The organism is Accumulibacter sp., from assembly GCF_023806625.1.
In the GTDB taxonomy this organism is placed as follows: Bacteria; Pseudomonadota; Gammaproteobacteria; order Burkholderiales; family Rhodocyclaceae; genus Accumulibacter.
Map to the genome: position 1 here is coordinate 1 of NZ_JAMTDX010000046.1, position 23,468 is coordinate 23,468.

At 68.3% G+C, this 23,468-nt stretch carries 17 protein-coding genes and 2 pseudogenes; 10 read left to right on the top strand and 9 right to left on the bottom strand.

From position 1 onward, the window contains the following. The coding region (locus NFW05_RS08480; RefSeq protein ID WP_295305003.1) for a hypothetical protein at window positions 1–220 on the top strand (220 nt) is incomplete at its 5' end. Between the two features lie 45 nt (window positions 221–265). On the opposite strand, the gene NFW05_RS08485 is transcribed toward NFW05_RS08480, so the two are convergent. The 3 genes from NFW05_RS08485 to NFW05_RS08495 form a co-directional block, all read right to left on the bottom strand. Continuing rightward, a complete protein-coding gene (locus NFW05_RS08485) occupies window positions 266–652 on the bottom strand; it encodes a hypothetical protein (protein WP_295305007.1) in 387 nt (128 codons plus the stop codon). Continuing rightward, entirely contained in the window at window positions 637–1,656 is a 1,020-nt protein-coding gene (locus NFW05_RS08490) for a DUF4062 domain-containing protein (RefSeq protein WP_295305010.1), read from the bottom strand. The genes NFW05_RS08485 and NFW05_RS08490 overlap by 16 nt, the downstream gene beginning before the upstream one ends. A gap of 589 nt (window positions 1,657–2,245) precedes the next feature. Further along, a complete protein-coding gene (locus NFW05_RS08495; RefSeq protein ID WP_295305013.1) occupies window positions 2,246–2,770 on the bottom strand; it encodes a hypothetical protein in 525 nt (174 codons plus the stop codon). A 1,113-nt stretch (window positions 2,771–3,883) separates the two neighbouring features. On the opposite strand from NFW05_RS08495, the gene NFW05_RS08500 reads away from it, so the two are divergent. Genes NFW05_RS08500 through NFW05_RS08515 form a run of 4 tightly spaced genes read left to right on the top strand, consistent with a single transcriptional unit; the run spans window position 3,884 to window position 9,226 of the window. Then, complete coding sequence (locus NFW05_RS08500; protein WP_295305051.1) at window positions 3,884–5,707, top strand: ATP-binding protein; 1,824 nt, start codon at window positions 3,884–3,886, stop codon at window positions 5,705–5,707. Next, window positions 5,697–6,446 carry a hypothetical protein gene (locus tag NFW05_RS08505; RefSeq protein WP_295305016.1) on the top strand — a complete coding sequence of 250 codons (750 nt, stop codon included), beginning with the start codon at window positions 5,697–5,699 and terminating at the stop codon, window positions 6,444–6,446. The genes NFW05_RS08500 and NFW05_RS08505 overlap by 11 nt, the downstream gene beginning before the upstream one ends. Before the next feature lie 43 nt (window positions 6,447–6,489). Beyond that, window positions 6,490–8,478 carry an Hsp70 family protein gene (locus tag NFW05_RS08510; RefSeq protein ID WP_295305019.1) on the top strand — a complete coding sequence of 663 codons (1,989 nt, stop codon included), beginning with the start codon at window positions 6,490–6,492 and terminating at the stop codon, window positions 8,476–8,478. A 10-nt stretch (window positions 8,479–8,488) separates the two neighbouring features. Then, window positions 8,489–9,226 carry a tetratricopeptide repeat protein gene (locus NFW05_RS08515; RefSeq protein ID WP_295305022.1) on the top strand — a complete coding sequence of 246 codons (738 nt, stop codon included), beginning with the start codon at window positions 8,489–8,491 and terminating at the stop codon, window positions 9,224–9,226. Between the two features lie 122 nt (window positions 9,227–9,348). Here the strand turns inward: NFW05_RS08515 and NFW05_RS08520 are convergent, their stop codons facing one another. From NFW05_RS08520 to NFW05_RS08530, 3 genes and pseudogenes are all read right to left on the bottom strand, one after another. Then, window positions 9,349–9,606, bottom strand: coding sequence for a hypothetical protein (locus tag NFW05_RS08520; RefSeq protein WP_295305025.1), 258 nt, complete (start codon window positions 9,604–9,606; stop codon window positions 9,349–9,351). Between the two features lie 49 nt (window positions 9,607–9,655). Further along, window positions 9,656–13,897 (bottom strand): NB-ARC domain-containing protein, encoded by a 4,242-nt coding sequence (locus NFW05_RS08525; RefSeq protein ID WP_295305028.1) that lies wholly within the window; start codon window positions 13,895–13,897, stop codon window positions 9,656–9,658. A gap of 406 nt (window positions 13,898–14,303) precedes the next feature. Then, a pseudogene (locus tag NFW05_RS08530) lies at window positions 14,304–14,537 on the bottom strand (type II toxin-antitoxin system MqsA family antitoxin); the annotation flags it as partial. A 237-nt stretch (window positions 14,538–14,774) separates the two neighbouring features. On the opposite strand from NFW05_RS08530, the gene NFW05_RS08535 reads away from it, so the two are divergent. The 4 genes from NFW05_RS08535 (at window position 14,775) to NFW05_RS08550 (ending at window position 19,605) form a co-directional block, all read left to right on the top strand. Then, entirely contained in the window at window positions 14,775–15,815 is a 1,041-nt protein-coding gene (locus tag NFW05_RS08535; protein ID WP_295305031.1) for a hypothetical protein, read from the top strand. 215 nt (window positions 15,816–16,030) lie between these two features. Further along, window positions 16,031–18,628 (top strand): RyR domain-containing protein, encoded by a 2,598-nt coding sequence (locus NFW05_RS08540; protein WP_295305034.1) that lies wholly within the window; start codon window positions 16,031–16,033, stop codon window positions 18,626–18,628. A gap of 299 nt (window positions 18,629–18,927) precedes the next feature. Next, window positions 18,928–19,338 carry a toll/interleukin-1 receptor domain-containing protein gene (locus NFW05_RS08545; protein WP_295305037.1) on the top strand — a complete coding sequence of 137 codons (411 nt, stop codon included), beginning with the start codon at window positions 18,928–18,930 and terminating at the stop codon, window positions 19,336–19,338. Window positions 19,339–19,377: 39 nt separating this feature from the next. Continuing rightward, entirely contained in the window at window positions 19,378–19,605 is a 228-nt protein-coding gene (locus NFW05_RS08550) for a hypothetical protein (RefSeq protein WP_295305040.1), read from the top strand. Between the two features lie 75 nt (window positions 19,606–19,680). On the opposite strand, the gene NFW05_RS08555 is transcribed toward NFW05_RS08550, so the two are convergent. Then, window positions 19,681–20,799: a DUF4922 domain-containing protein gene (locus tag NFW05_RS08555; protein ID WP_295305043.1), complete on the bottom strand. Its 1,119-nt coding sequence runs from the start codon at window positions 20,797–20,799 to the stop codon at window positions 19,681–19,683. A 448-nt stretch (window positions 20,800–21,247) separates the two neighbouring features. Between NFW05_RS08555 and NFW05_RS08560 the strand changes: the two genes are divergently transcribed. Beyond that, entirely contained in the window at window positions 21,248–22,036 is a 789-nt protein-coding gene (locus tag NFW05_RS08560) for a hypothetical protein (protein WP_295305046.1), read from the top strand. Here the strand turns inward: NFW05_RS08560 and NFW05_RS08565 are convergent. Together NFW05_RS08565 and NFW05_RS08570 are read right to left on the bottom strand one after the other, a co-directional pair. Beyond that, complete coding sequence (locus NFW05_RS08565) at window positions 21,956–22,822, bottom strand: tetratricopeptide repeat protein (protein WP_295305048.1); 867 nt, start codon at window positions 22,820–22,822, stop codon at window positions 21,956–21,958. The two genes, NFW05_RS08560 and NFW05_RS08565, sit on opposite strands and share 81 nt — an antisense overlap. 218 nt (window positions 22,823–23,040) lie before the next feature. Next, window positions 23,041–23,397: pseudogene (locus NFW05_RS08570) on the bottom strand (transposase); the annotation flags it as partial. Window positions 23,398–23,468: the final 71 nt, after the last annotated feature.

Here is a 23,468-nt window from a genome sequence, read left to right on the forward strand (position 1 = left end):
CTGCCCAGGGCTTTCATGGTCGGGGGCGAGTGGGCCCACTCATGATTGGTTAGGCGTCTACGAGGCCTTGGCGCACCTCGACGCTCCGACGCGTGAGACCGGCGGCCTCGAGAAGCTCGCCCTGGGTGAGCAGCAGGTCGGCAACGCGCTCGCTCGAAATCGAGATGTCGTTCTGGAAAACCGTGAAGGTTCCATCCTGCGCAGCGTAGGACTCTCGTAGCCGCAGACTTTCGCGATAGGCAGTGAGCGCAGCCTTGAGCTCGCCCTACTCCTTTAGCGCATCGGCGATACACACGTGAGCGACCGCGAGCTCGCTGCGCGCAGGTGTGTCGGCGCGAGAGTCGGCAACGAGGCGCTCGCAGATGTCGCGTGCGGCATCGAACGAAGAGGGCGCGGCATCGCGCTGCCCCAATTGCCGCAGCGCCATGCCGTGCTTGCGGCGCGAATAGGCCAGGCCGGTCAGCCAGCGCGCGTTGTGCTCGTCGCTGCGGGTGCGTCGCTCGAAGATCCCCAGAGCGGCCTCATACGAAGCCGCTGCCTGCGAAAACTCGTCCATTTCCCACGACATGTCTCCCGTGCGCAGGTGCGACACCGACAGGTCGCGCTGCCAGACGGCGTGGCCCGGGTTCGCCGTTGTCAGATGCTCGAACACGCCGCGGCTCGCTTCGAGCAAACACCGCCGCGGCGCCCGCGGCGCGAGGGCGTCGTTGAGATCGAAGTTGAAGCGCTCGCCCAGCCGCCCGAGCGCCTCGGCCGCGAGCGGCTGTTGGCAGAGTCCCGCCCGCAGCCGGCGCCGCCTTCGCCGCTGAGGCACAGCGCTCGCCCGTCTGACCCGGGGTCGAGGCACAGGCGTTCGAGCCGTTCGACTTCGGCCTGCCGTCCGATGAAGCCGCTGGCGCGCCAGTCGAGGCCTTCCTGCAGCGTCTCGCGCTCGCTTTCCTGCCAGGTCGGCGCCGGGGCGCCGATGCGGTCGCGACTCTCCCGATCGAGTTCGTGCCAGAGGTCGGCGAGGACCTGTTCGCCGAAGGCTTCGAGGCCGCTGACGGTCTCGCCGGCCCAGGTGGCGCGGTAGCTCCGCAGGCGGTCGGGGAGTTCTTCGGCGAGGCGCGCCTTGAGCGCGGCGAGTTTGTCGGCGCGCTCGGGCGCGCCGGCGTCGCAGGCGAAGGTCTCGGCGTAGTCGGCGGCGACCGCCGGGTCCATCTCGCCGCAGGGCAGCGCCTCGCGCAGGTAGAAGTAGGAACGCCGCTGCTGCGCCGGGCTGGCGAGGACGCCGTAGGCGATTTCGAGTTCGGTGACGCTCTTGCCGGCGACTTCGCCGGTGAAGCCGGCTTCGGCGGCGGCGGCCTGCATGCGCTCCGGCGGCGGGATCCAGCCGTAGCGTTCGCCGATCAGGCCGATCAGGAAGGGGCGGCTGCGCTCGATTTCGGCGAGGCACACCTGCAGGACCTGCAGCTCGCGTTGGCCTTCGTCGGCGATGGCGGCGGTGTCCACTCCAAGGCGCAGGTCGATCGGTTCGAGGATCACCCGCCGGCCGCGCAGCCGTTCCTGCAGTTCCGGGAACACGCGCTGCCCCAGCCAGTCGCGCTCGGCCTGCAGGTCGCGAAAGGTGCTGGTGAGGAAGATCGGCCGGCTGAGCCAGGCTCGCGCGGTGGTCATCGTGCTCTCCTGTGGGGCGGGTGGTCCGCTGCGAGAACGGCACCGCGCGCCGTCGGGCGCAATGCGGGGCAGGGGGCGGTTCCACCCCGGATGGACTACGTTATGGCCATGCCGTTGGGAACATCAGGGGCCGGCAAGTCATGGCCCGCGACTTTCCGCACCGGGTCTCGCTGCCAGAGCGCCCGGCAGGCCTGGTCGCCCGGCCGGGGCTGGCTGGCGATGCCTGTGGATGGCACGGCTCCGTTCTCTGACAGCGCGAGTTCGCCAGCGGGAGCAGCAGCTCCCGGCTCCACCAGTCATCCTAGACCGTGCGGCAAGAAGGCGGTGTTCGAGCGTTTCGCTCACGGGAACGAATGGCTGTTCCCCGTTGGCCCGCGAACGGTTCCCGAGCCTTTCAGATAGTCATAGCCATCGGGGGCCACCCTGAAGATCAATGGCTGAGACCCGCTCAAGCGAACGTCCAAGACTTCCATGTCGGGCGGGGCCGTGAATGCCACCTTTCCCCGGGCCGAAGTGAGCACGCTGTTCGCCGACCGGAATCTGCCGTCTGCGTCTGAGGCGGTCTGTTCGCCAAGCCGGATGTGCTTGATCAACACACGAAAGGCATCCGAAGCGGGAAGACAGACATGGCTCCTTCCAGACGGTAGCGTTGCCAGAACGACGAGACAAGCTCCAGGTAGCGCTCGGTCGGCTCGCCCGCGAGGCTCTCGGCCCCGGGGAAGTAGTAGGCCATGCCGTCCCGCTTGTCCATCCAGCCGGGCATCGAGTCCAGTCTGGTGATGCGTCGTATCTGGGAGTCCGTGAAAGTGATCAGCGGGCTTCGCCGGATCGCCTTGCCCTGCTGGGACGCTGCCGCCAGCACCTGGCCGTCGAGTGCGAACGCTGGCGGCGCTACCGGGGTGAAAGCGGCGCCGCAGTGGGGCAGGGCGGCGGCGACGAGCAGGGCCTGCCAGCGCATGGTTTCCGGCGCCAGGCCCTGATTCCTGGCCAAGTGGAAGACGGCGCCCTCCACCGAGCGGCTCAGCGGCACGATCGGGTTGCGCTGGCCGTTGGTCGCCTCCAGCCAGCGGCAGCTTCGCCTGCTGGCGGCGAACACCGGGCTGAAGACGATCACGCCGGAGCAGAGGAAACGGCCGGCGACGGCATCGTGCGACGACGCGGCGTCGTGCCCACAGGCAAAGCATGACGCTCTCGGCGTTGAGTGTTGCCGTTGGCTGGGTAATCGTGGTTCCTCGGCTTTGGCTGTGTGGTGACGGGACGCGGAAGCGCAGCGCCCCAGAGGGCTTTCTTCTCGCGAAATGGTCGACCGGAGGCGTACCGGGCGCTGCGGCTGGCGATATCGACTGTTGCCCAATGTCATCCCCGACAACGCCGTCGTCCGGCCATCTCACCTACCAGATCAACGGGGAGGCTATTCCGGCGCGGAGCAGGAAGGGACTGGTCGAGTCCGCTCCGCATTCGGCGGTCGCCTGGAGTCCGAGGCGGCGGGTTGCGCAGGCAGGCGCCGGAATATCCTGCCTTTCGTCCGATATAACAAGAGGGCCGCGAAGACGCGTTGCGGGGAGCTTCGGTACGGCCGGGATTCGGCGTCGGCTGGACCGTGCTTCCTGGATTGCATGTGGCCACGGCGCTGGACGAATGCGGAGGGCCAGACGATGGTTGAAGTATCTGGGATTGCTGGTGGGGCGAAGCGGGAACTGCTGGCGGTAGCATCTCCGCCGGCGTCGGGCCATCTGGCGGGAAGACTTGGGTGTGTTCCGGGAATCTGCATCCTGGCCCCGGGGCGTTCCGTCGCCTCGTGGGGGGAAGGTCGCGCCAGTGACGTTTGCGATTGGAACGGTCGGGAAGGGGGTGGGGCCATGACGCACAGCACGGTGCAGTCCCCTTGCCCCCATCCCCCTTCCTGTCTCCCCCTTGCAAGGGGAGGAGTTCCTGTGGGGGCGAGGCGATCATGAGCAGCCTGCCTCCTCTCTTTCCCATCCGCGATGCGGCTGCCGACCGTGCCGGCACCTCGCTGGTTCGCCTGCGCCTGCTGAAGCCCTCGGATACCCGCCACGGCGCAGAGATGCCGCCGCGGTATCTGCGCATGACTTCGCTGGAGACCGGACGCGCCGTCGGCGGCCTGGTCGAGGCGATCGGCTGGGGCGAGACGGCCGAACTGCTGGTGGACCCTTTGCTGCGACAAGACCTCGGTGTCGGCGAGGGGACGAGCATCGAGGTGGCGGCGATGAGCCCTGGCGCTGCCGACGAGGTGTGTCTGCAGCTCGTCACCGGCAGCGTCACCGAGGAAGAAGCAGCGCACGCCTGTCGCGCTCAGTTGAAGCACCAGTCGCTCGCCACCGGGCAGACAAAGTTCCTCAGCGGCCCGAATGGAACGCAGATCGTGCTGCGGGTGCTCGAGGTGCGACCGCAGGAGCTGGCGGTCTATGGTGAGACCAGCCGCACGCGTGTGCTCGCGGCGACGACCACTGACGGTGTGTCGCCGTACCGATTGTCCGCTCTCGGGCAGTTTCATGGTCCGGCTGTGCGGTCGCTCGAACGCATCATCCACGCTCATCGCAACGCGAAGACCTGCCGTCAGCTTGGCGTGCCGCTTCCGCAATGTGTGCTCATCTCCGGGGCGCGCGGTTCGGGCCGGCTTTCGCTGGCGCAAGCCCTGGCGGCCGAACTGCAGCGCTCCACCGTGGTAATCGACGCGTATACCTTGCTCGCCCTGGCGCCGTGGCAACTCGCGGGTACCATCGGCGCCCGCTTTCGTGCTGCGCGGGACAGTGGCGCCGTGCTGGTCATCAGGGATCTCGAGGTGTTGGCGAAAGCGACCCGGGACGCGGTACCGAACCATGACCGGATTGCCCTTGCGGCGCTGGCCGTAGAACTGGCGCGGCGCGACGTGCTGGTGGTGTGCACCAGCGGTGCAGGGCGGGAAGGGATCGCCGAGGCGCTGCGCTTCGACCTTGAAGTCGCCATTCCCGCACTCGATCGGCGAGCCCGCCAGGCCCTGCTCGAACAGTTCGTTGCAACGCTGCCCCTGGGCCCGGTAGACCTCGATACGCTGGCCTCGAGAACCAGTGGCTGGCATGCGGGAGACCTCGAGCGCTGGTGCCATGAGGCAGCGCGCCTGGCGATCGCGCGCGCCGACGGCCGCCTGCAAGACCTCGCGGTGTCGCAGGAGGACTTCGACGCAGCACGCGGCGTCGTCTGCCCGCAAGCGCTGCGTGGTGATCCGGTCGACCGGGCCAATACCACCTGGGAGGACCTGGGCGGTATCGATGGTGCAAAGGCGCAGTTGCGCGAAGCGATGCGCATCCTCATTGATCCCGAGCCCTTCGCCGAATTCGGCATACGCTCGCCGCGGGGCATCCTGCTGCACGGTGCGCCCGGCTGCGGCAAGACGGCACTGGCGCGCGTGCTCGCCGCAAGCAGCGGCCTGCCATTTATCGCAGCGAGCGCATCCAGCCTCCTCAGCAAGTGGTTCGGCGACAGCGAGGCGCGCGTGCGCGACCTGTTTCAGAACGCCCGCCAGATGGCGCCGTGCATCGTCTTCGTCGATGAACTGGAAAGCGTCGGCGAACGGCGGGGCCAGGCCGGCAACGAGGCAGCCGATCGTCTGCTGGCGGAACTGCTGGTGCAGATGGATGGGCTGGCGGCGCGCGACGGGGTACTGGTGCTGGCCGCGACCAATCGCAAGGATCTCGTCGACGAGGCACTGCTGCGGCCAGGGCGATTCGACGAACTGATCGAGATCCCGATGCCCGATGCCGCAGACCGCGCCGCCATCCTTGCCGTGCACCTGCGCGGCAAGCCCCTGGCCGAAGCACTGGACCTCGGGGCCCTGGCGAATCGCTGCGCCGGGCTGTCGGGAGCGGACCTGGCGGAGGTGGTGCGCCGTGCCGGGTTGGCGGCGCTGCGGCGGGCCGATTTCAACGCGGGCGAGGCGAGGCTGAGCGGCCAGGAACTCGTCGCGGCGATCGAAGATCTCGGGAAAGCGCGGGTCGCTTTCCGCCCGATTGGATTCGTCACAAGAGTTCTGGAGGAAAGCCATGGGCACTGACGCACTTCTGCTGCAGGCGCGGTACGCCGAGTGCCTGCGGCGAGCCGATCAGTTCGAGGCGATCGGCAGCCTTGTAGACGCGATCCGGCATGCCGATGAAGCCATTCGCATCGGGCCCGAACTGCCGCGCGCGTATTACGTGCGGGGCAGGCTGCGCCGCCTGCTGGACAGCACGGATCCGGCGCGGCTCGACCAAGCGGCGGACGATTTCCGGGCACTGCTCCAGCGCGACCCACGACATCCCGACGGCTGGAGGCTGCTGGCGAGTACCACCACGCTGCGCGCCGCTGCGTGCACCGGCCCTGCCCGCAGCGAACTGCTGACAGGCGCGTACCGGGCGTTTCAGGAGTCTGCCAGGCTCAACCCGCAGTCGGCAACCGCCTTGCTGGATCTGGCCGAGGTAGATCTCTGCCTGGCCAGATACCGTGAAGCAGTGGGCAATGCGGCGAGCGCCTGGAGCGTCGCCAGTGGTGGCTACCGGATAGTGGCGGCGTGGCTGGCTGGCGTCGCCAACGGCTTGTTGGGGCGCGAGCCTGCGGCAAGGAAGCACCATGACCTTCTCTGCAGCGGCAAGCTGTGTCGACTGTCGTCGGCGACCTGGTGCATCACCGAGGTCGATCGCTACCTGGAATCGCTGCGCGCCACCGGCGGCCCCCCAGACCGCTGCACGGCGCTGGCTTTCGAGGTCCACGAAGCCTTTCAAGCGCTCTACCACCAGTTCCGGCCGACGGCGCACTGACTCGCATGGCGGCCACCTTCTTGACCACTGACAGGAGATTCAAATGAACCCTATTCTCGGTATCGATCTCGGAACCTACAACTCGGCGGCAGCGATTCTTTCCCCGACCGGCGAGATCCGGGCAGTCAACGACGCCCCGGCGGTGGGACAGGCGCTGGATCCGCTCGAGCGGGTCAAGCCCTTTCCATCCTATGTCGCCTTCGACGAGGACGGTGAAGTGTGTGCCGTTGGCACCGAAGCGAAGGCGCTTGCCGCCAGAACGCCAGGGCGCGTCGTCTGCGGCGTCAAGCGCCTGCTCGGCAAGAGCTACCGGGAGGCGCTGGAGGAGGGCGAACTGGAACGATTCATCGTGCCCATCGAGCCCGACGGCGAAACCGGGCGCTGCGTTTTCGAGATCGGCGGGCGGCAGATTCGGCCGGAGGAGGTGTGCGCGGCGATCCTGCGCCATATTCGTAGCGTCGTCGAAGACCAGACAGGCGTGTCGATGACCGACGTGGTGCTGTCGGTGCCGGCGTTCTTCGACAGCATTCAGGTCGGTGCCACGGTGGAAGCGGCCAAGCTGGCCGGGTTTCGCCAGATTCAGACCGTGCCGGAGCCGGTGGCGGCGGCCTTGGCGGCCGATGTGGCGCTGACTCCGCGGCCGGCGCGTCTGCTCTGCGTGGATATCGGTGCCGGGACGCTCGACGTTTCGGCTGCAGAGATCGCGCGCGTCGCCCCCGGACCGAGTGGCCTCCATTGTGTCGGTCGCAAGAACACCGGCGACAACCATCTCGGCGGTCTCGATTTCGATGATCGCCTCGTCGAGCATGTCCTCGCCGTACTTGGCAGGCGGCCCGCCGATGACACGGAAACATTCGCGCTCAGGCGCGCCGTGGAGTGCGCCAAAGTGCGCTTGTCGACAGAGGCGGCTGCCGCGATCGATGTCGTGATCGCCGGGCAGGCGCAACACTACCTGCTGAACCTCGGCGAGGTTGAAATGGCGCTGCGCGGAGCACCGGACTTGCTGCGCGCGCTGGCGCATCAGGTTCGGACCTGTATCGAGGGCGCCGGCTGGCAGGCCGATGAGATCGACCACCTGTTCCTCGTCGGCGGCCCCTCGGTCATGCCCTGTATCGTTGCGACGCTGCGCGGCATTTTCTATCGCAATGCAAGGATCATCGAGCAACTGGACGGTGGCGCCCGGCTGGACCCGATGCTGGCGGTGGCCGTGGGTGCGGCGAAGTATCGCTTGAGCCAGACGACCAATCGCCACCCCTACGGCTATGGCTATGTCGGGGTCAGGCTGCATTCGGACAGCGAACGCGCGGGCCGCTCGCTGCGGCGCGAGGCGCGCATTCTGGTTGCCCCGGACTCGGTGATGGGCGACTGCGGTCGCCTGGAGCCGTGCGAACAGGATTTCACCTATCGCGGCGGGGTGCTCAGAGTGGAGCTCATCCAGCAGGTCCCGGAATCCGAGCGGCAAGTGAGCGCGGCCTACGGCAGCTCGCGCTATCGCTATCTTGGAACGATCGAGATGGCGGTGAACACCGACTTCCCGATGGCCGTGATCGGCATGCGGCTCAACGAAAACGGCGAACTCGAGACGACCCTGAAGAACTTCAATGGCGGTGAATGCGTGACCTATGTGGGCATCGGTGGCATGCAGCGCTTCCCGATCGAACTGCCGACGCAGCATGGCTATGACGTTCGTCAGCCGCACGGCACACTGCTTTTTGTCGCCGCCAACGCGGACGCCGTCCGCCAGTGGTCGCAGACTTTCGCGCGCACGATGCGCGCCTGTCAGCTCGGTTCCGGGTGTCGTGATGGGTATCTTGGCGATGCCTTGAAGCGCCTCGAGGATTGCCTGGAAGGCTGGAGCGCAGCCAGTCCGAAGGCGGGCGTCAACGCCTGCTACAACGCGGCCAAGACTTTGCTCGCGCGCGCTTTCGAACTGCGCCTGTTTGCCGAAGCCGAGCGCGGCCGCCTGCTCGCGGAGCTCGATGATGCGCGGGACGGATGTTTCCGCCTGCAGTCTCTCGCCGAAGTCGATTGAGGGGGCGACGATGAACCGAACTGATGAAGAGCTGGCACGCGTAGCATCATTGAATGCGCGGATGGCCTGTGAACGGCGGGATTGGCGGACGGCGGAAACCCTGGCGAGCCAGGCGATCGACGCGGATCCGGAACTGGTCGACGCCTATATGGCGCGCGGTCTGGCACGCCGTGTGCGCGGTGACCTGGCCGGTGCAGAGGACGACTACTCGGCGGCCATCCAGCGTGACCCAGCGCTTGCCGCGGCCTTCAAGTGGCGAGCTGGGGTGCGCTCCAGCCGTGCGGCCTATCTTCACGGCGAGGCGGCCGAGCGCCACCTGCTTGCCGCCGAGAGAGATTTTCGCCAGGCGGTGCTGCTGGATCCCGGGGATGAACAGGCACGACTCGGGCTGCTTGAGGCCGCATTGTGCGCCGGTCGCTACAAGGAAGCCTTCGCCTCTGCCGCCGAGTGCTGGCGCGAGTTCCGGACCCCTGGTTGCCAGGTCATCGCAGCGTGGCTGGGGTGTCTCGCGGCGCTGCTGAGGCAACCGCCGCCGCCACCGTCCCGCCACCGGCAGTGGTTTGGCCTGCTGCAGAAGCGACAGTCGGTCCTGCCCAGTCTGGAGTGGAGCGTCATCGAGGTCAGCCAGTTGATCGCCCGCGTCGCGGGCGAAGACTCGGACTACGATCCGAAGACGCTCGCTGAAATCCGCCTGGTCCACGATCTGTTTCTCAGCCATTTTGAAGGCGGCAGACCGGTATTGATGTGAGGTGCGGGGAAGCAATCGAACCTGGCTCGCTGCTGCTTGATCTGATACCCGAGAGCGAATGCTGCGGCGCAGCAACTCGCACAGCGAGAGGCTTCTCCTTCTTCCTTCTTTTGCCGTCAGAATCAACCATGGCTCGCCGGGTTCCCGAAAAGGGGATTGTCCGGCGCCAGTTGGCGACCCATGCTGGCAGCCTTCTCCCAATCCGCGCCGACGCCGCCGGTCGCCGCGCGAAGCTCCTGCGCCAGGGCCAGGAAGGGCTTTGGATCCGTGTGCGCCAAGTACATCTCGAGCAGCTTGAGATGGATGGCGTGGCGTCCAGGATCCTTGTGCTTTGTGTCGAGCAGGATCTCCTCGGCCTGGGAGTCGCGCCCGTAACCCATATGGACATGGGCCTCGAGAACGGGGTCGATCGAGAAGGCGGGGTCGACCTCATCGGCAGTTGGATGGATTGTCGCTGAAGAAGGGATTGAACTGCAGCGGCGAGTCGCAGTGGGGGCAGTGCCTCGACAGGCGGGGGTCGGCGAAGGCTGCGTCGGGCAGCGACAGGCAGGGCGACTGGTCTGGCGTCAGCGACGCGGTCAGCGACTCGATGGCCGAGCGGATCGCCCGGTCGGGCTCGAATTCGCTGCCGCAGTCGGGGCAACGGCTGGCGCCGGCGCGCGGTGCGGTGACGATCGATGGGCCGGCCGGGATGTTCTCGGCGACGAGGATCACGACCTCGCCGAGGTCCGTCACGGCAAGGATGCGGTTGCCATGCATGCCGGTTGCAGCCGCCTTGACTGCCGAGCCGCATAGGTAGCCCCCTAGGCACTGGCCGCTGTCGAGGTCCCACACGCGCAGAGTACTGTCGTCACCGCCGGAGATCGCGCGCCGGCCGTCGGGGGTTACTGCGACGCTGCTGACCCGGTGGTCGGCGGCGTTCAGCGTGCGCAGGCACTGGCCGGTGTCGAGGTCCCACACGCGCAGGGTGTTGTCGCGACTGCCCGACACCGCGCGCCGGCCGTCGGGGGTGAGGGCGACGCTCTCGAACGCGACCAACGCGTCGTGGCCGTGCAACGTGCGCACACATTGACCGCTGTCGAGGTCCCAGACGCCCAGGGTCTTGTAACAGCCCGACACCGCGCGCCGGCCGTCGGGGGTGAGGGCGACGCTATAGACGCAGTCGTCGTGGCCGTTCAGCGTGCGCAGGCACTGGCCGGTGTCGAGGTCCCACACGCGCAGAGTACTGTCGTCACCGCCGGAGATCGCGCGCCGGCCGTCGGGGGTTACTGCGACGCTGCTGACCCGGTGGTCGGCGGCGTTCAGCGTGCGCAGGCACTGGCCGGTGTCGAGGTCCCACACGCGCAGGGTGTTGTCGCGACTGCCCGACACCGCGCGCCGGCCGTCGGGGGTGAGGGCGACGCTCGTGACCGGGCTTTCGTGGCCGTGCAGGGTGCGCAGCCATTGGCCGCTGTCGAGGTCCCAGACGCGCAGGGTGCAAATGTCACTGATCGCCAGTGCGCGCCGGCCGTCGGGGGTGAGGGCGACGCTATGGACCCAGTCGTCGTGGCCATGCAGCGTGCGCAGGCACTGGCCGGTGTCGAGGTCCCAGACGCGCACGGTGTTGTCCTCACTGCCCGACACCGCGCGCCGGCCGTCGGGGCTTACTGCGACGCTGCTGACCCAGTGGTCGGCGGCGTTCAGTGTGCGCAGGCACTGGCCGCTGTCGAGGTCCCAGACGCGCAGGGTCTTGTCGGCGCCCCCCGACACCGCGCGCCGGCCATCGGCGGTCACTGCGACGCTCCTGACGAAGTGGTCGGCGGCGTTCAGCGTGCGCAGGCACTGGCCGCTGTCGAGGTCCCAGACGCGCAGGGTCATGTCGCCACCCCCCGACACCGCGCGCCGGGCGTCGGGGGTGACGGCGACGCTCGGGCTGCCTATTCCGTAATGGCCGTGCAGCGTCGTGCGCAGGCACTCGCTGGTGTCGAGGTCCCACACACGCAGGGTGTTGTCGCGACTGCCCGACACAGCGCGCCGGCCGTCAGGGGTGAGGGCAACGTTCGCAACCGAGCTGCGATGGCCGCGCAGCGTGCGCAGGCACTCGCCGGCGTCGAGGTCCCAGACGAGCAGGGTCTTGTCGTAACCGCCTGACACCGCGCGCCGGCCGTCGGGGGTGAGGGCGACTCTCCAGACCGAGAGCCAGACCCCGGTGTAGGCGATGCCCTCGTCCACGACCCAGGCCTTGTGGCCGGCGAGCGTGCGCAGGGACTGGCCAGTGTCGAGGTCCCACACGCAAAGGGTGTTGTCGTCACTGCTCGACACCGCGCGCCGGCCGTCGGGGGTCACTGCGACGCTCCCGACGAAGTGGTCGGCGGCGTTCAGCGTGCGCAGGCACTGGCCGGTGTCGAGGTCCCAGACGCGCACGGTGTTGTCCTCACTGCCCGACACCGCGCGCCGGCCGTCGGCGGTGATGGCGACGCTACTGACCTTATCGTCGTGGCCGCGCAGCGTCGCCAGCAGCGCGGGCTTCGGATTGGCTTTGCTGCCCGGCGGCCAACGCCGCACGAGCGCCGGCGCCTGGGATGCGGCAAGCGCTGCCATCGCGGCGTCGTGCACCGGCCCCTCCGGATACGTGCCGACGGCGTGTTGCGCGGCAAACCCCTCCATCTTCCCGAACTGGTCGAGCGGATACACCTCGCCGCGGACGAAGCCCTCGAACTGCCGCAAGCGGTCTAGCCGCGTCGGTTGCCCGATCATGCGCCGGCACTCGGCGTCGATCTCCTCGTCGGTCCACATCCGGGCGCTGGGTGGCGGTTCGGGCAGCACCGGCTCGCGATCGTCGGGCCAGCAGCCGTGCACGGCCTGGTAGTCGCGGCGGCGGCTCCACTGCCGTGCATACGCCGTCATCGCCTCTCCCCAGTGGACCAGCCTCGCCAGCGCTCGCGCCTCTTCCTCGATGTCCGCCCGGGCCTCCGGCAGCGCGCCGATCACTTCAGCGTAGTCCTGGATCAACCAGAAGGCCTGCCCGGCCAGGCGGCGCGCGTCGATCCAGCGCAGCCCGTCGAGCAGTTCCACGGCGTCATCGAGCCGGCCCGCGGCGAGCAGGTGCCGCACGAGGTGCTGCAGGTAGTAGCCGTCGTCCGGCCCGTTGGCGAAATCGCCCGCCTCACACTTCCCGCGGTAGGCCTGCACCAGCAACTCGTGCAAGGCTTCGCGGCTGCCGTGCTGCTTCTCCGCCATGCCCTGTGCAAAGCCCTGCAGCAGGTCGTGCAGCGTAATGTGCAAGCCCGCGCCGTCGGCCGGGCGCTGCAGCAGCGAACGCTCGATCAGCGTCCTGAGCAGCCTGGCGCTGTCGCGCTCACGGTAGCCGGCGGTGTGCTGCCAGAGCGTGGCCACGGCTGCCTCGGGAACGCTGGCGCCAGCGGCGAAGACGGCCAACTCCGCGAAGCGCTTGCGCTCGTATTCGCGCAGCGCGCGCACGCTGACGTCCATCGCCACCCAGGCGTTGCGGTGCTGGTCTTCACCGGGATGCTCGTCGGAGAGGAACTCGAGGTCGTGCTCGCGCAACGCTTCGGCGACGTGCCGCCAGGGCACCCCGGCCCGTGCCATGCCACCGCACAATGCCAGCGCCAGCGGCAATCTCCCGGTCAGGCGCAAGATCTCGTCTGCCTCGGGTGGCAGAGTTTCGGGGCCGGCATCGGCGGCGGCGGCGAGCAGTTCGCGCGCCTGAGGAGGCGTAGGCAGCGCGACCTGGTAGTGGTGCTCGCGTGAAGCCAGCGCAGTGACCAGTCCGGCGTCGCGCGTGGTCAGCAGGATGCGGCCGCGCGGACCGATGACGTTGAAGTCCTCGGCATCCTCGCGTTGCCACACGTCGTCGAGGATCAGCAGCACGGCGCGCTCGGCGAGAAGCCTGCGCAGGAGTTCCCGGCCGGCCAGCCGCCCGGTGAATTCGCCGCGGTCGCCGAGTTCGCGCGCAAGCCAGCGCTGCAGGTCTTCCACCTGCGCCTGCTGGCCGAGCCTGATCCAGTAGAGGTTGTCGGCAAAGGCGCGCTGCACCTCGGGGTGATGCGCGACGGCGTTGGCCAGGACGCTCTTGCCGATGCCGCCCATGCCCTGCAGCCCGACGCGCGCGGCGGCGCCGGTGACCACCACCGGCGTGCGCAGGTCGAGCAGGAGCATGTCGCGCACGGCGCGCAGTCGTTCGGGCTGGGCGCGGTAGCCCGGTGGCAGTTCGGGCACGGCGACGAGCTTGCCGACGATGGCCGGGGGCTCCCGCAACTGGCGCACGAGGCCGGCCAGCGCCTGCGCATACTGCTCGTCGCGGCGGAAGTCCTCGGCGTGCAGGAGGCGCAGGTCTTCGGGGATCAGTGCGTAGCCGTCGATCGCCTCGCCGGATGGCGAGCGGCCATCGAGCCGCACGATCGGGTTGACGGTCCGGCCGGCGGCGAGGTAGGCGAACTGCCATTCCTGGGTGACGTAGTCGGAGGCGACTGCCATTGGGCCGACGACCAGCACGAGGCGGTGGCAGGCGGCCACCGCGTCGCGGATCTCCTGGTGAAAGGTCAGCCCGCGCGAGGGCATCGAGACGCGGTCGAACCAGACGTCGAAGCCTTCGGCTACGAAGTCGGCGTACAGCCGCTGCACGAAGGGTTCGTCGTCGTCGCGGGCGTAGCTCAGGAAGATGCGGCTCATGGCTTCGGCTCCTGTTGTGCCTGACCGCCAGCGTGAACGATCGCGGCCCGGCACGAATCCGCGGCGCCGCGGGGGCACGGGAAGAGGCAGGTCGCTGTCAGAGGGAAGCGCCATCCGCTGGAGATGCACCGCTGCTGCAGCCTGGGAAGGACCCCGGCCTGCAGGAGGTTGCGCTCGGTCATGACATCCGCAGACGGCGAGCCGACGGACGGCCGGATCGTGCGCGACGGGAGGGGCATGGGGCTCGGTCGTCGGGGCATGGCGGTCGTCAAGGCGCTTGTGCTGCGGGAGTTCCGTCAGCGTGGAGTCGCCGGCTGGGCTGCCGACGCCAGCGCAAACACGATACAACACCTTGCCGGAGACGGGAAGTCGGCGAGGAGAGAAATGCCAATGGTCGGGTGGTCTCTCGGCCCCGGGCGACATAGGCAGGATCAACGTGGGCGGCATTCACCTGGCGCTTGGAAATCCCGATCAACTCGCTGTAGCGGTCGCGATGCTCGGGAATCAGGACGACTTCGCCGCAAGCGGGGCAGAAGTCACCCTTCACCGCTGGGATGGTTGTGGTCTCACCGTTTTACGCTCGGGACATGTCGCGCGTGTCGTCGATCAATTCCGCCGCGCCGCAGCAGGGGCATTTCAGGGTCACAGCTCGTTGAAGCAAACGATCAGCAGGTCATGCAATGCGGGGCGCCGTTCACCGAGCTGCGGCCAGCGCCGGGTGTCGGCGCGGCGTCGCTCTCGACGGGCGTCGCAGCGGGAGTGCGGCGTGCCGGGAGGATGGCGTCAAACACCTGAAACCGTTTCGCTCGCGAGGGCGGGATACAATATTGGTGAATCGTCCAACCGTCCGAACCACCCCTGAGCCGAGCGAGGATCGATGAACAGCCTGCAATACGAGGTCCGCATCGGCGACGTGGCCGACGTCGAGAGCGACCTGCTGCTCCTCAAGCATGCCCAGAAGTTCTACGGCGCCGATGGCGCCATCGCCTCGCGGCTGCTCGCGTCGGGCATCTGCGCCGACAGCGATCTGGCCGTCTCACCCGCGCGCTTCAAGCTCGTCGAGACCCGGGGAGTGATTGCCCCATCGCGGGTCATGTTCCTCGGTACGCCGCGACTCTTCGAATTCGGCTACCGCGAGATGCAGAAGTTCGCCCGGGAATTCATTGGCATCGTCGGGCAGGAGAAACTCCCGGTGCGGACTGTGACGACGACCGTTCACGGCCCTGGCTACGGCCTGGACAGTGGAGAGTCGTTGCAGTGCCTGATCCGCGGATTCGAAGAGGGACTCGCCGAAGCGCCTCCGCTGGCGCTCGAGCGGATCGTCTTCCTGACGCTCAGCGAGCGCGAGCAGCGGACGCTCCTGGCTGCGCTGGCGAGCTTCAAGCGCCCGCAGCGGGTTGCCGCCGACAGCGACGACGCCCGCGAGATCACCGGCCGCCGGGCGCCGACAGATCGTCCGTCGCCAGGGGTCCAGGCCGGTTCAGGAGGACTCGACCGGGGCGACGGTGCGCCACTCGAGAAGAAACGCGTCTTCGTGGCCATGCCGTACTCCGACGAGTTCGAGAACGTCTACGAGTTCGGCATCTACCCGGCCGTGCGCAACTGCGGATTCATCTGCGAAAAAGTCGACGAGACGCATTTCACTGGCGACATCCTGCTGCGCATACGCCAGGCGATCGAGACGGCGTCGATCGTCATCGCCGATCTGAGCGGAGCGCGGCCGAACGTGTATCTCGAGGTTGGCTATGCATGGGGACATGGCCGGCCAGTGATCTTTCTGGCGCGCAAGGGGGAAAGCCTGCACTTCGACGTGAGCACGCACCGCTGCCTCTATTACGGGAAGTTCACGCAGCTCAGAAGCGACCTCGAGCGACTGCTCCGCGGTCTCGAGGCAGCGGGCGCGAACCGGTCACCGTAGCGGCAGCGTAGTGCTTCCGCGAAGCGACGCGCCGGCCTTGACCGTTGCACGCTCTTCCCGAGCCCGCTCCGCCGCAGCCGCCAAAGTCGGCGTTGGGGGTGCGTCACGGGAGGTCGTCGCTGCAGTCCGCAACCGTTGCCGATGGGGTTTCGGCTATGATGCGGGTGCACCCCGATCCTTTTCTTTCGCCTGACGACCATCCCTGCGGAGGTCCCATGACCCAGCCCGAGACCATCCCGTCCGAACTGCATCGACAGCAGATCGAGGCGTATCGCGAAGAAGTCGCGCAGTACGAGACCTACGCCCGAGTGCTCCGGCGCGTTCTCGAGAACGCCTGCCGCGTCGCACTGCCCGAAGCCTCGGTGCAGGCGCGTGCCAAGACCCTCTCGAGCTTCGCCGAGAAGTGCGCGCGCAAGTACCCGAAGGTCAAGGACGCCGTGCAGGAGTTCACCGACCTCTGCGGCGCGCGGGTCATCGTCCAGACGCTCGAGCAGGTCGCCGCGGTGCGCGAGTTCATCGAAAGCCACTTCGTGATCCACGAGCGCGACGACAAGGCGCTGCAGCTCAGCGAAGACAGCTTCGGCTACCGCGACCTGCACTACATCGTCCAGATCCTGCCCGAGAAAACCTCGGTGCTCGGCATCGGTGACGAAGAATGGCAAGCGATCGGCGACCGGCGAGCCGAACTGCAGGTGCGCACCTGGCTGCAGCACGCCTGGGCCGATACTTTCCACGACCGGCTGTACAAGAACCCCTTCACCCTCTCGCTCGAACTGCGGCGTTCCGGTGCGCTGCTCGCCGCGCTGATGGAAGAGGGCGACCGCAACTTCGATCGCATGGTCCACGAAATCGACGGGCTGATCGCCAACTACTCGGCAACCGCGCCGCTTGCCAAAGTCGAGGGCCTCATCGCCGTCGAGCGTCTGCTCTATGAGCACGAACCCGACCCGCGCAACAAGCCACGGCTGGCCCTGAGACTCGCCCGTCTGCTCGCCGTCGCCGGCGACCCGGAGAGTGTCGTCGGCATCCTCGACCCCGTGTGCGACGAGACCGGCGCGCAGCGCAGCGAAATCCTCCGCCGCCTTGGCCTGGCGCAGTGCCGGACGCACCGCCATGTCCCCGACGATCCCCGCTACCGGCGCGGCCTCGCGCTGCTCCACGAAGCGCTCGACTTCGCCCGTGCCCCCGCGCAGCCCTTCGTCCCCGACCTGCGCCGGCGCGGGAGCCTCACCGGGAGAATCCTCGCCGACCTCGGCTGGGCGTACGAAGTCCTTCCCGGTCGCGAGCCCGAAGCCCGCGAGCACAAGGCCCAGGCACACGCCCAGGAACCCGACAGCCCGTACTACCTCGCCGACCTGCTCGGCTACGAACGGCGCTTCTCCCGTGGCTCGCTCACCCCATCGGTGTGCACCCAGATTCGGCAGGCCATCGGCCATTGCCGGGCGCACGTCAGAGCCGGTATCGAAGTGCCCTTCGCCCACTTCACCGCCGGGCGGCTCCACCTGCTGCTGGGCGATTGTGGCGAAGCGTCCGGCAGCGCCCAGCAGCCGGCGCGACCCGCGCTCTCGCCCTGCGTGCAGGAAGCGCTCGAAGCCTATTGCAGCGGCCTGCGCTATCCCCTCTCGGGCACCTACCCCAGTCCGCTCGAACGCATCGACGACGAACGGCAGTGGATACGCCAGCTGCACTACGGCGAACATCCCGCCGACGAACACCGCTGGGCCGACGGAGTCTTCGCGCTCGCCCGGCGCGTCGCCACCCTGCCGGAGCGCGCGACCGCGACGTCAGCGGTGCTCTTCATCGCCGGCGGCGCGGCGAGCCTCGACGCAGACACCCGCCAGCGAATCGAACCGCTGCTGCACGGTGCGCTCGAAGCGTTCTCCGGCAAGGTCGTCTCCGGCGGCACCGTCAGCGGAATACCCGGCTGCGTCGGCGCGATCAAGGCTACCCTGGTCGCTGCCGGCCGCCGGGACTTCGAACTCGTCGGCTACATCCCCGAACACCTGCCGCAGGACGCCCCGCGCGATGCGCGCTACGACCGGCTGATCGTCTGCGGTGGCGTGCGCTTCAGTCCCGACCAGATCCTGAAGAGCTGGCACGACCTGCTCGACGACGGAGTCGACCCACGGAAGGTCCTCCTGCTCGGCGTTGGCGGAGGCCCGCTGAGCGCCTTCGAATACGCGCTCGCCGTTGCCCTTGGCGCGGGCGTCGGTCTCGTCGTCGGCAGTGGCGGAGCCGCCGACCGCTTCCTCGGCGATCCCGCATGGTCGGCGGCGCCGAACCTCCTGCCGCTGCCGCTCGACGGGGCGTCGGCACGCGCCTTTGTCGCAGCGAAGTCGCGCAGCTTCGCGCCCGAGGTCCTCGAGCCGATGGCGCGCGCCTTCCACGACAACTATGTGGCCCACAGCAGTGGTCGGCTGCCGGACAACATGAAGCCGTGGGCGGAGCTCGCCGGGACCTACCGCCTGGCGAACGAGGACCAGGCCAGTTCGTCGGTCGGGATCCTCGAAGCGGCCGGCTTCGCCGTTCGCGAGAGCGCCTCGCCGGCGATCTTCGCCGACTTCACCGACGCGGAAATCGAGAGGATGGCCGAACTCGAACACGGCCGCTGGAACGTCGAGCGGCTGCGCAATGACTGGCGCTTCGGGCCGCGCAACGATGCGCGCAAACGCCACGACTGCCTCGTGCCGTGGAGCGAACTCCCTGAACGCATCAAGGAATACGACCGTATCGGCGTGCGCGCCTTTCCGGAAATCCTGGCGCGGGCCGGGATCGAGGTGTATCGGCCGCAAGCGGGAGGCAAGAACGGCTGACGCTCACCCTCTTGCCGCCCCCAGGCTGCGGGTCGGCGTGGCCGCCCGTTTCGCCGTGATTCACGGAGTCGCGCGCAGCGGAATCGGGATCCGGGACCGCTCGCCGGGCGTGACCGGCGTGGGGGACGAGGACGCAGGTGAAGGAGGGCGCGGGTGGCGGCCGCATCGCTCGCCCCGCGGTACGATGTTTGCGCCGGCCGGAAGGTCTGCCGCCGCACGTGGTCGCAGGCTCGGGAGCGGCTCGCGCGCAGCGGGCCGACGACGGTGCCCTGCCGGAAGGCGCCGGGAAAGGATCGACGATGCAGTTCGACGTGTTCCTGTCGTATCGCAAGACCGACGATCAGGGTCGTTCGACCCGCGACAGCCTGCTTGCGCGCAAGGTCTTCGACTTCCTCGGCGCGCGGGGAGTCCGCTGCTTCCTGGCCGAGGAATCCCTGGCCAGGACGGGGCAGGCCCAGTACAAGCAGGTCATCGACCAGGTCCTCGATGAGGTTGCGGTCCTCGTCGTCGTCGCCACCTCGCCGGAAAACATCGAGTCGAGGTGGGTGCGCTACGAGTGGGACAGCTTCTACACCGACATCCTCAGCGGTCGCCAGCGCGGCACCCTGCTGTCGTACCTCGACGGCGTCGAAGTCCGGGACCTGCCGCGAACGCTGCGCCAGAACCAGGCGATACCGCACGCCGAGGGAGCGCTGCAGATCCTGTTCTAGCACGTCGCTGCCGCGCTCGGCCTGCGGCAGGTCGAAGACATGACCCGCAGTGGCGAGTTGGCGATCGGCCGGCTGACGCGTCTGACCGAGATCATGGCCGAGTCGCGGCTGCTCGAACTCGAGATCACCGCGGCGATGTTCGGGCAGTTGTTCGCTCCGGAGCAAGTGGCACGGCTGCGCCGCCAGATCTGCGCGTTGCAGGCGATTCTCCGGGAAACCAGGGACGGGCCGGGCGAAGCGCCCCGCCCCGACGCAGCGGATGGCTGAGCGCCGTCCGCTGCCGCAGGGGTTGCGCCGCCGTCCCGGCGCAGGCCCTGCCGGCCTCGTTCGGCCCTGTGCCGGTCAAGGCTGGATCGTGTCGAGGAATTCGCTGACCCCCGGGGCTTCGACCGAAGCGAGAATGCGCACGACCGAGTGGTAGTCGATCTGGCCAGAGACCAGACGCGCCTTCTCTTCATCGGTCGAAAAAACCATTTCGCCGAGCACCTCGAGACCCCCGACCAGGCCGGCGATCCCCGGCGCGTGCGAGTAGAGGCGGTTGCGCGGCACGAAGAACAGGTGGAAGGAATCCCCGTCCTGCGGCGCGCGCTGGGCGATCATGTTCGCCGAAAGCGCGCGGCTGCTCTCGTAATGGCTCGTCCACTGGTCGATCCAGCGGTTTGCCTGGAGCACGATGTCCGCGCGCCTTCCCGAGAAACAGATGGCCTTGATCGGGTACTTGCGGATCACCAGCGGAAGATGCCGGTGCACCTCTGCAGCGGCAATGCTCGCCGTTCTCTCGAGAGCGAACTCCTGCCCCTCGGGCCGCTTGAAGAACTGGAAGTGGAAGTGGCCGGGGATGGTCGCGCCGGCTCCTTCGCCGTTGTAGAAGCCGACGAAGCCCGGCAGCCGGCTGGTCAGGTCGAGGAGATCGTCGAGAATCTGGCGGATCGTCTGCGACGACGCACCGGGGGAGTCGCGAACCCAGGTCTGCGGCTCGTGGTCGCGGCGAGCGATCGTCACGTGCATCGGCATCAGCGGAAACGGGTTCATCCAGGCGATGTAGTCGCGTTCGCCCACGCGGAGGTCGTAGCCGACTTCGATGCCGCGCTGCTGCCAGCGAACGTTCTCCCGGCAGAGGAAGCAGCCGCCGTTTTCCGCTGTCGAGCCTTTGGGCGGTGACGATCGGCCGGCTCCCGCGTGACGCAGTGTCCGCCGTGGATTGAACTGCGCGGTGAAGACGTGCCCGGGGTCCGACGGATGGATCAGGCGGTAGCGCTGCACTTGCGAGAGATCATCCTGGATGAAGCCGACATCCAGTTGCTGCGCTTCGAGAACCTCGAGTGCGGCAGGCAGCCCATGGTCGTTCTCGATGCGGCGGAGCGCGTCGTTGAGGCCGGCCGAAACGCGCTCGTAGTTGTCGCGATTGAACTCGGCCGGGTCGAATCGGGATCCGGTCGGGTGACATGGTCGCTCGTTCATTTCTCGTTCCTCCTTCGGGACAGTTGGGCAAGGCGCTCGACGCGACGCCTCGCTGGAGGCGTGGCGACGGCAGCACCGGATCGGGCCCCGTTCCGGGGCGAGACGACCGGCCGCTCGCGCGCCACTCGCCGCCTCCGGCGGCTGCGCTCCACGCGAAACCGCTCGACCCGAGCGGGTTCCGGCCCTCTCGCCGAATTGTTCGGGGGGCGGTTTTTTTCCGGAGATCGACGAGAGCGGAGCACGCGGCCGGGACGATGTCCATCGCTCCGACAGCAACGGCAGGTCGAGCGTCCGCGCGCGGGGAGCGATTCAGTGGAACAATGGGGTTCATTGACGGCTTTCTGCCGGAAGACCGGAACGCTCCCGCGTCGCGCGGTTTCAACGTCATCGGCGACGCGAAAGAATGGCGCGCGCGATCATCGGGGCCGCGCAGCGTGGATCGCAAGGGATGAAACTGTTCACCATCGGATACGGCGGTCGGTCGCCGTCGGAACTGGTTCGCGCACTGCTCGAGCACGGGGTACAGACCGTGGTCGACGTCCGCTTGCGTCCGGACCGGGCGAGCATCGGCTCGTACAGTCTGGCCAGGGATCCGGCCAAAGGGATCGGCGGGCTGCTGGCGAGCGCGGGGATTGGCTATCACTCGTACGTCACGCTGGGCAACGTGTTCATCGACGCAGACGACTGGGCGGTTCGCTATGCCGAGCTGCTCGAGCGCGCCGGCGACCTGCTCGTGCCGGCACTCGACTGGATGCGCGTCTCCCGGCCGGCGGGGTCGGTGAGCTTCGTCACGCGGTTGCCGTCGTCGTATTCGAACTTCCAGCCGAAGTGCTCGCCAGCGTTGTCCCTCGGCGCGGCGGCGATCGCCGATCCGCTGAGCGAGAGGGTCAGCGCACACGGCGCGCCGAGCGCCAGAACGACTCCAGCGCTGCAGGAAGGGAGGCGGAGTTTCATCGTGATGCTCCTCGTGGAAGAGAGGAAGGAGTTTCGCCAGCCGGAGCCGACCGTAAACGCCCAGGCCGCGGCGCTCTGTGCACCAGGGGGCATCGATCCCACCGCCAACGCTGGCGGGCGGCGACGCGCCGATACCCGCAACGGCGGGGAGCCGTGGTCGCCTCGTGCGACCACGCCAGCCAGACGCGGGAACGGGAAGGATTCATGCGAGCTTCCAGTGACAATCCTTGTACTTGCGGCCGCTGCCGCAAGGGCACGGGTCGTTGCGGCCGACCGCGGGTAGCACCGCGTCATCGACAGGCGGATCCCCCGGTGCAGCGGGTAGCGCTCGACGAAGGCGCTCCCGGACCTGCTCGACACCAGCGATCGGCGAACGGCCGCGCTGCAGCACGCCGATGTCGAGCAGCGCGGCGTCGATCGCGCCCGGTGAGGCGTTGACCCGCAGTGCGTCGGCAAATGCGGCGAGCGCCTGATCCGGCTTGCCGAGTCCCAGCAGGGCGATCGCCAGCGCATACGCCGGGTAGTGCGTCGTCGCTCCCTGCAGCCGCTCGCGACAGACTTCGACGCAGCGCGCGAAGGTTTCGTGCGCTTCAGAATCCTGACCGCGCTCGCCGCAGAGCATCGCGAGACCGAGGAGGCACTTGAAGTCGATGAAGGGTTCATCGAGTTCGAGCGCCTGGCGGTAGAGCGGCTCGGCCGCGTCGAGGTCGCCCTGCGAGTGTTGCGAGTCGGCGAGGTTGAACAGGGCGATCGCCTGCTGCTCCCGGCCGCCGACTTCCACCGCCAGCTCGCTTGCCCGCCAGTGGCAGCTCGCGGCCCGCTGCGTGTTGCCGGCGAGTTGCGCTGCCACGCCCATGTTTTGCAGAGTTCGCCGTTGGCCGTCCCGTTCTCCGGTCGCCTCGGCGATCGCCAGCGACCTCTCGAAGTAGGTCAGCGCGTCCGCGTGCGGCCCCTGGTCCGCGAGAACGTCACCGACACGGCTGAGGATTATTCTAAGGTCTTTCTGCCACTCGGCGTTCCCCGGGTCGGACGCCGCCAGGCGCTCGGCGATCGCAGGCTCGCCCGGCACGCCGCGCCGGCGCCGGCGAGATCGCCCTGCGCCGTCAGCAGGTAGCCGATCTGGACGTGCGACACCGACAGGTCGCGCCGCCAGCCGGCGTTGCCCGGGTCGGACGCCGCCAGGCGCTCGCGGATCGCGAGGCTCGCCCGGAATGCCGCGCTGGCGCCAGCCAGATCCCCCTGCGCCGTCAGCAGATCGCCGATCTTGTTGTGCGACACCGACAGGCCGCGCTGCCTGTCGGCGCGCGTTTCGGCCGGCCGCGCGCGGGCCTCGCCAGGATCGGCCAGCGCCTGCGTCGCCTCATCCCGCCAGCGCGCCAGTTCGCTCGGATACAACCCGTGCTCCCGGCACCACGCGCTGCACTGCGTCTCGTCCATCGCCGCCGTCGCGATCACCGCCTGCAGCCGCGCCGCCGCTGTCCAGGCCCGCTCGCGAGCGGGCCTGGACAGCGCCTCTGCCCGCCAACGCTCGAGGGTCGTGACCGAAATTCCGACCTCCCGCGAAACCTCCTCGATCGCCGCGCTCTCCGGTGGCAACAGCCTACCCAGAACCCGATCCTTCATCGCTTGTCCGTATCTCGCCATCTCTGTCGTCTCCTTATCGCCCCCTCGCTTCAGATCCTATCGAGGCGGCAACTAGTCTGACACAGAGGGAG

Excerpts from the sequence above, each read along its gene's own strand:
- NFW05_RS08505 (WP_295305016.1), top strand. The coding sequence starts at position 5,697 with ATGGGCACTGACGCACTTCTGCTGCAGGCGCGGTACGCCGAGTGCCTG.
- NFW05_RS08535 (WP_295305031.1), top strand. The coding sequence starts at position 14,775 with ATGAACAGCCTGCAATACGAGGTCCGCATCGGCGACGTGGCCGACGTC.
- NFW05_RS08560 (WP_295305046.1), top strand. The coding sequence starts at position 21,248 with ATGAAACTGTTCACCATCGGATACGGCGGTCGGTCGCCGTCGGAACTG.
- NFW05_RS08490 (WP_295305010.1), bottom strand. The coding sequence starts at position 1,656 with ATGACCACCGCGCGAGCCTGGCTCAGCCGGCCGATCTTCCTCACCAGC.
- NFW05_RS08500 (WP_295305051.1), top strand. The coding sequence starts at position 3,884 with ATGAGCCCTGGCGCTGCCGACGAGGTGTGTCTGCAGCTCGTCACCGGC.
- NFW05_RS08545 (WP_295305037.1), top strand. The coding sequence starts at position 18,928 with ATGCAGTTCGACGTGTTCCTGTCGTATCGCAAGACCGACGATCAGGGT.
- NFW05_RS08520 (WP_295305025.1), bottom strand. The coding sequence starts at position 9,606 with ATGGGTTACGGGCGCGACTCCCAGGCCGAGGAGATCCTGCTCGACACA.
- NFW05_RS08515 (WP_295305022.1), top strand. The coding sequence starts at position 8,489 with ATGAACCGAACTGATGAAGAGCTGGCACGCGTAGCATCATTGAATGCG.
- NFW05_RS08555 (WP_295305043.1), bottom strand. The coding sequence starts at position 20,799 with ATGAACGAGCGACCATGTCACCCGACCGGATCCCGATTCGACCCGGCC.
- NFW05_RS08525 (WP_295305028.1), bottom strand. The coding sequence starts at position 13,897 with ATGAGCCGCATCTTCCTGAGCTACGCCCGCGACGACGACGAACCCTTC.
- NFW05_RS08510 (WP_295305019.1), top strand. The coding sequence starts at position 6,490 with ATGAACCCTATTCTCGGTATCGATCTCGGAACCTACAACTCGGCGGCA.
- NFW05_RS08540 (WP_295305034.1), top strand. The coding sequence starts at position 16,031 with ATGACCCAGCCCGAGACCATCCCGTCCGAACTGCATCGACAGCAGATC.
- NFW05_RS08550 (WP_295305040.1), top strand. The coding sequence starts at position 19,378 with ATGACCCGCAGTGGCGAGTTGGCGATCGGCCGGCTGACGCGTCTGACC.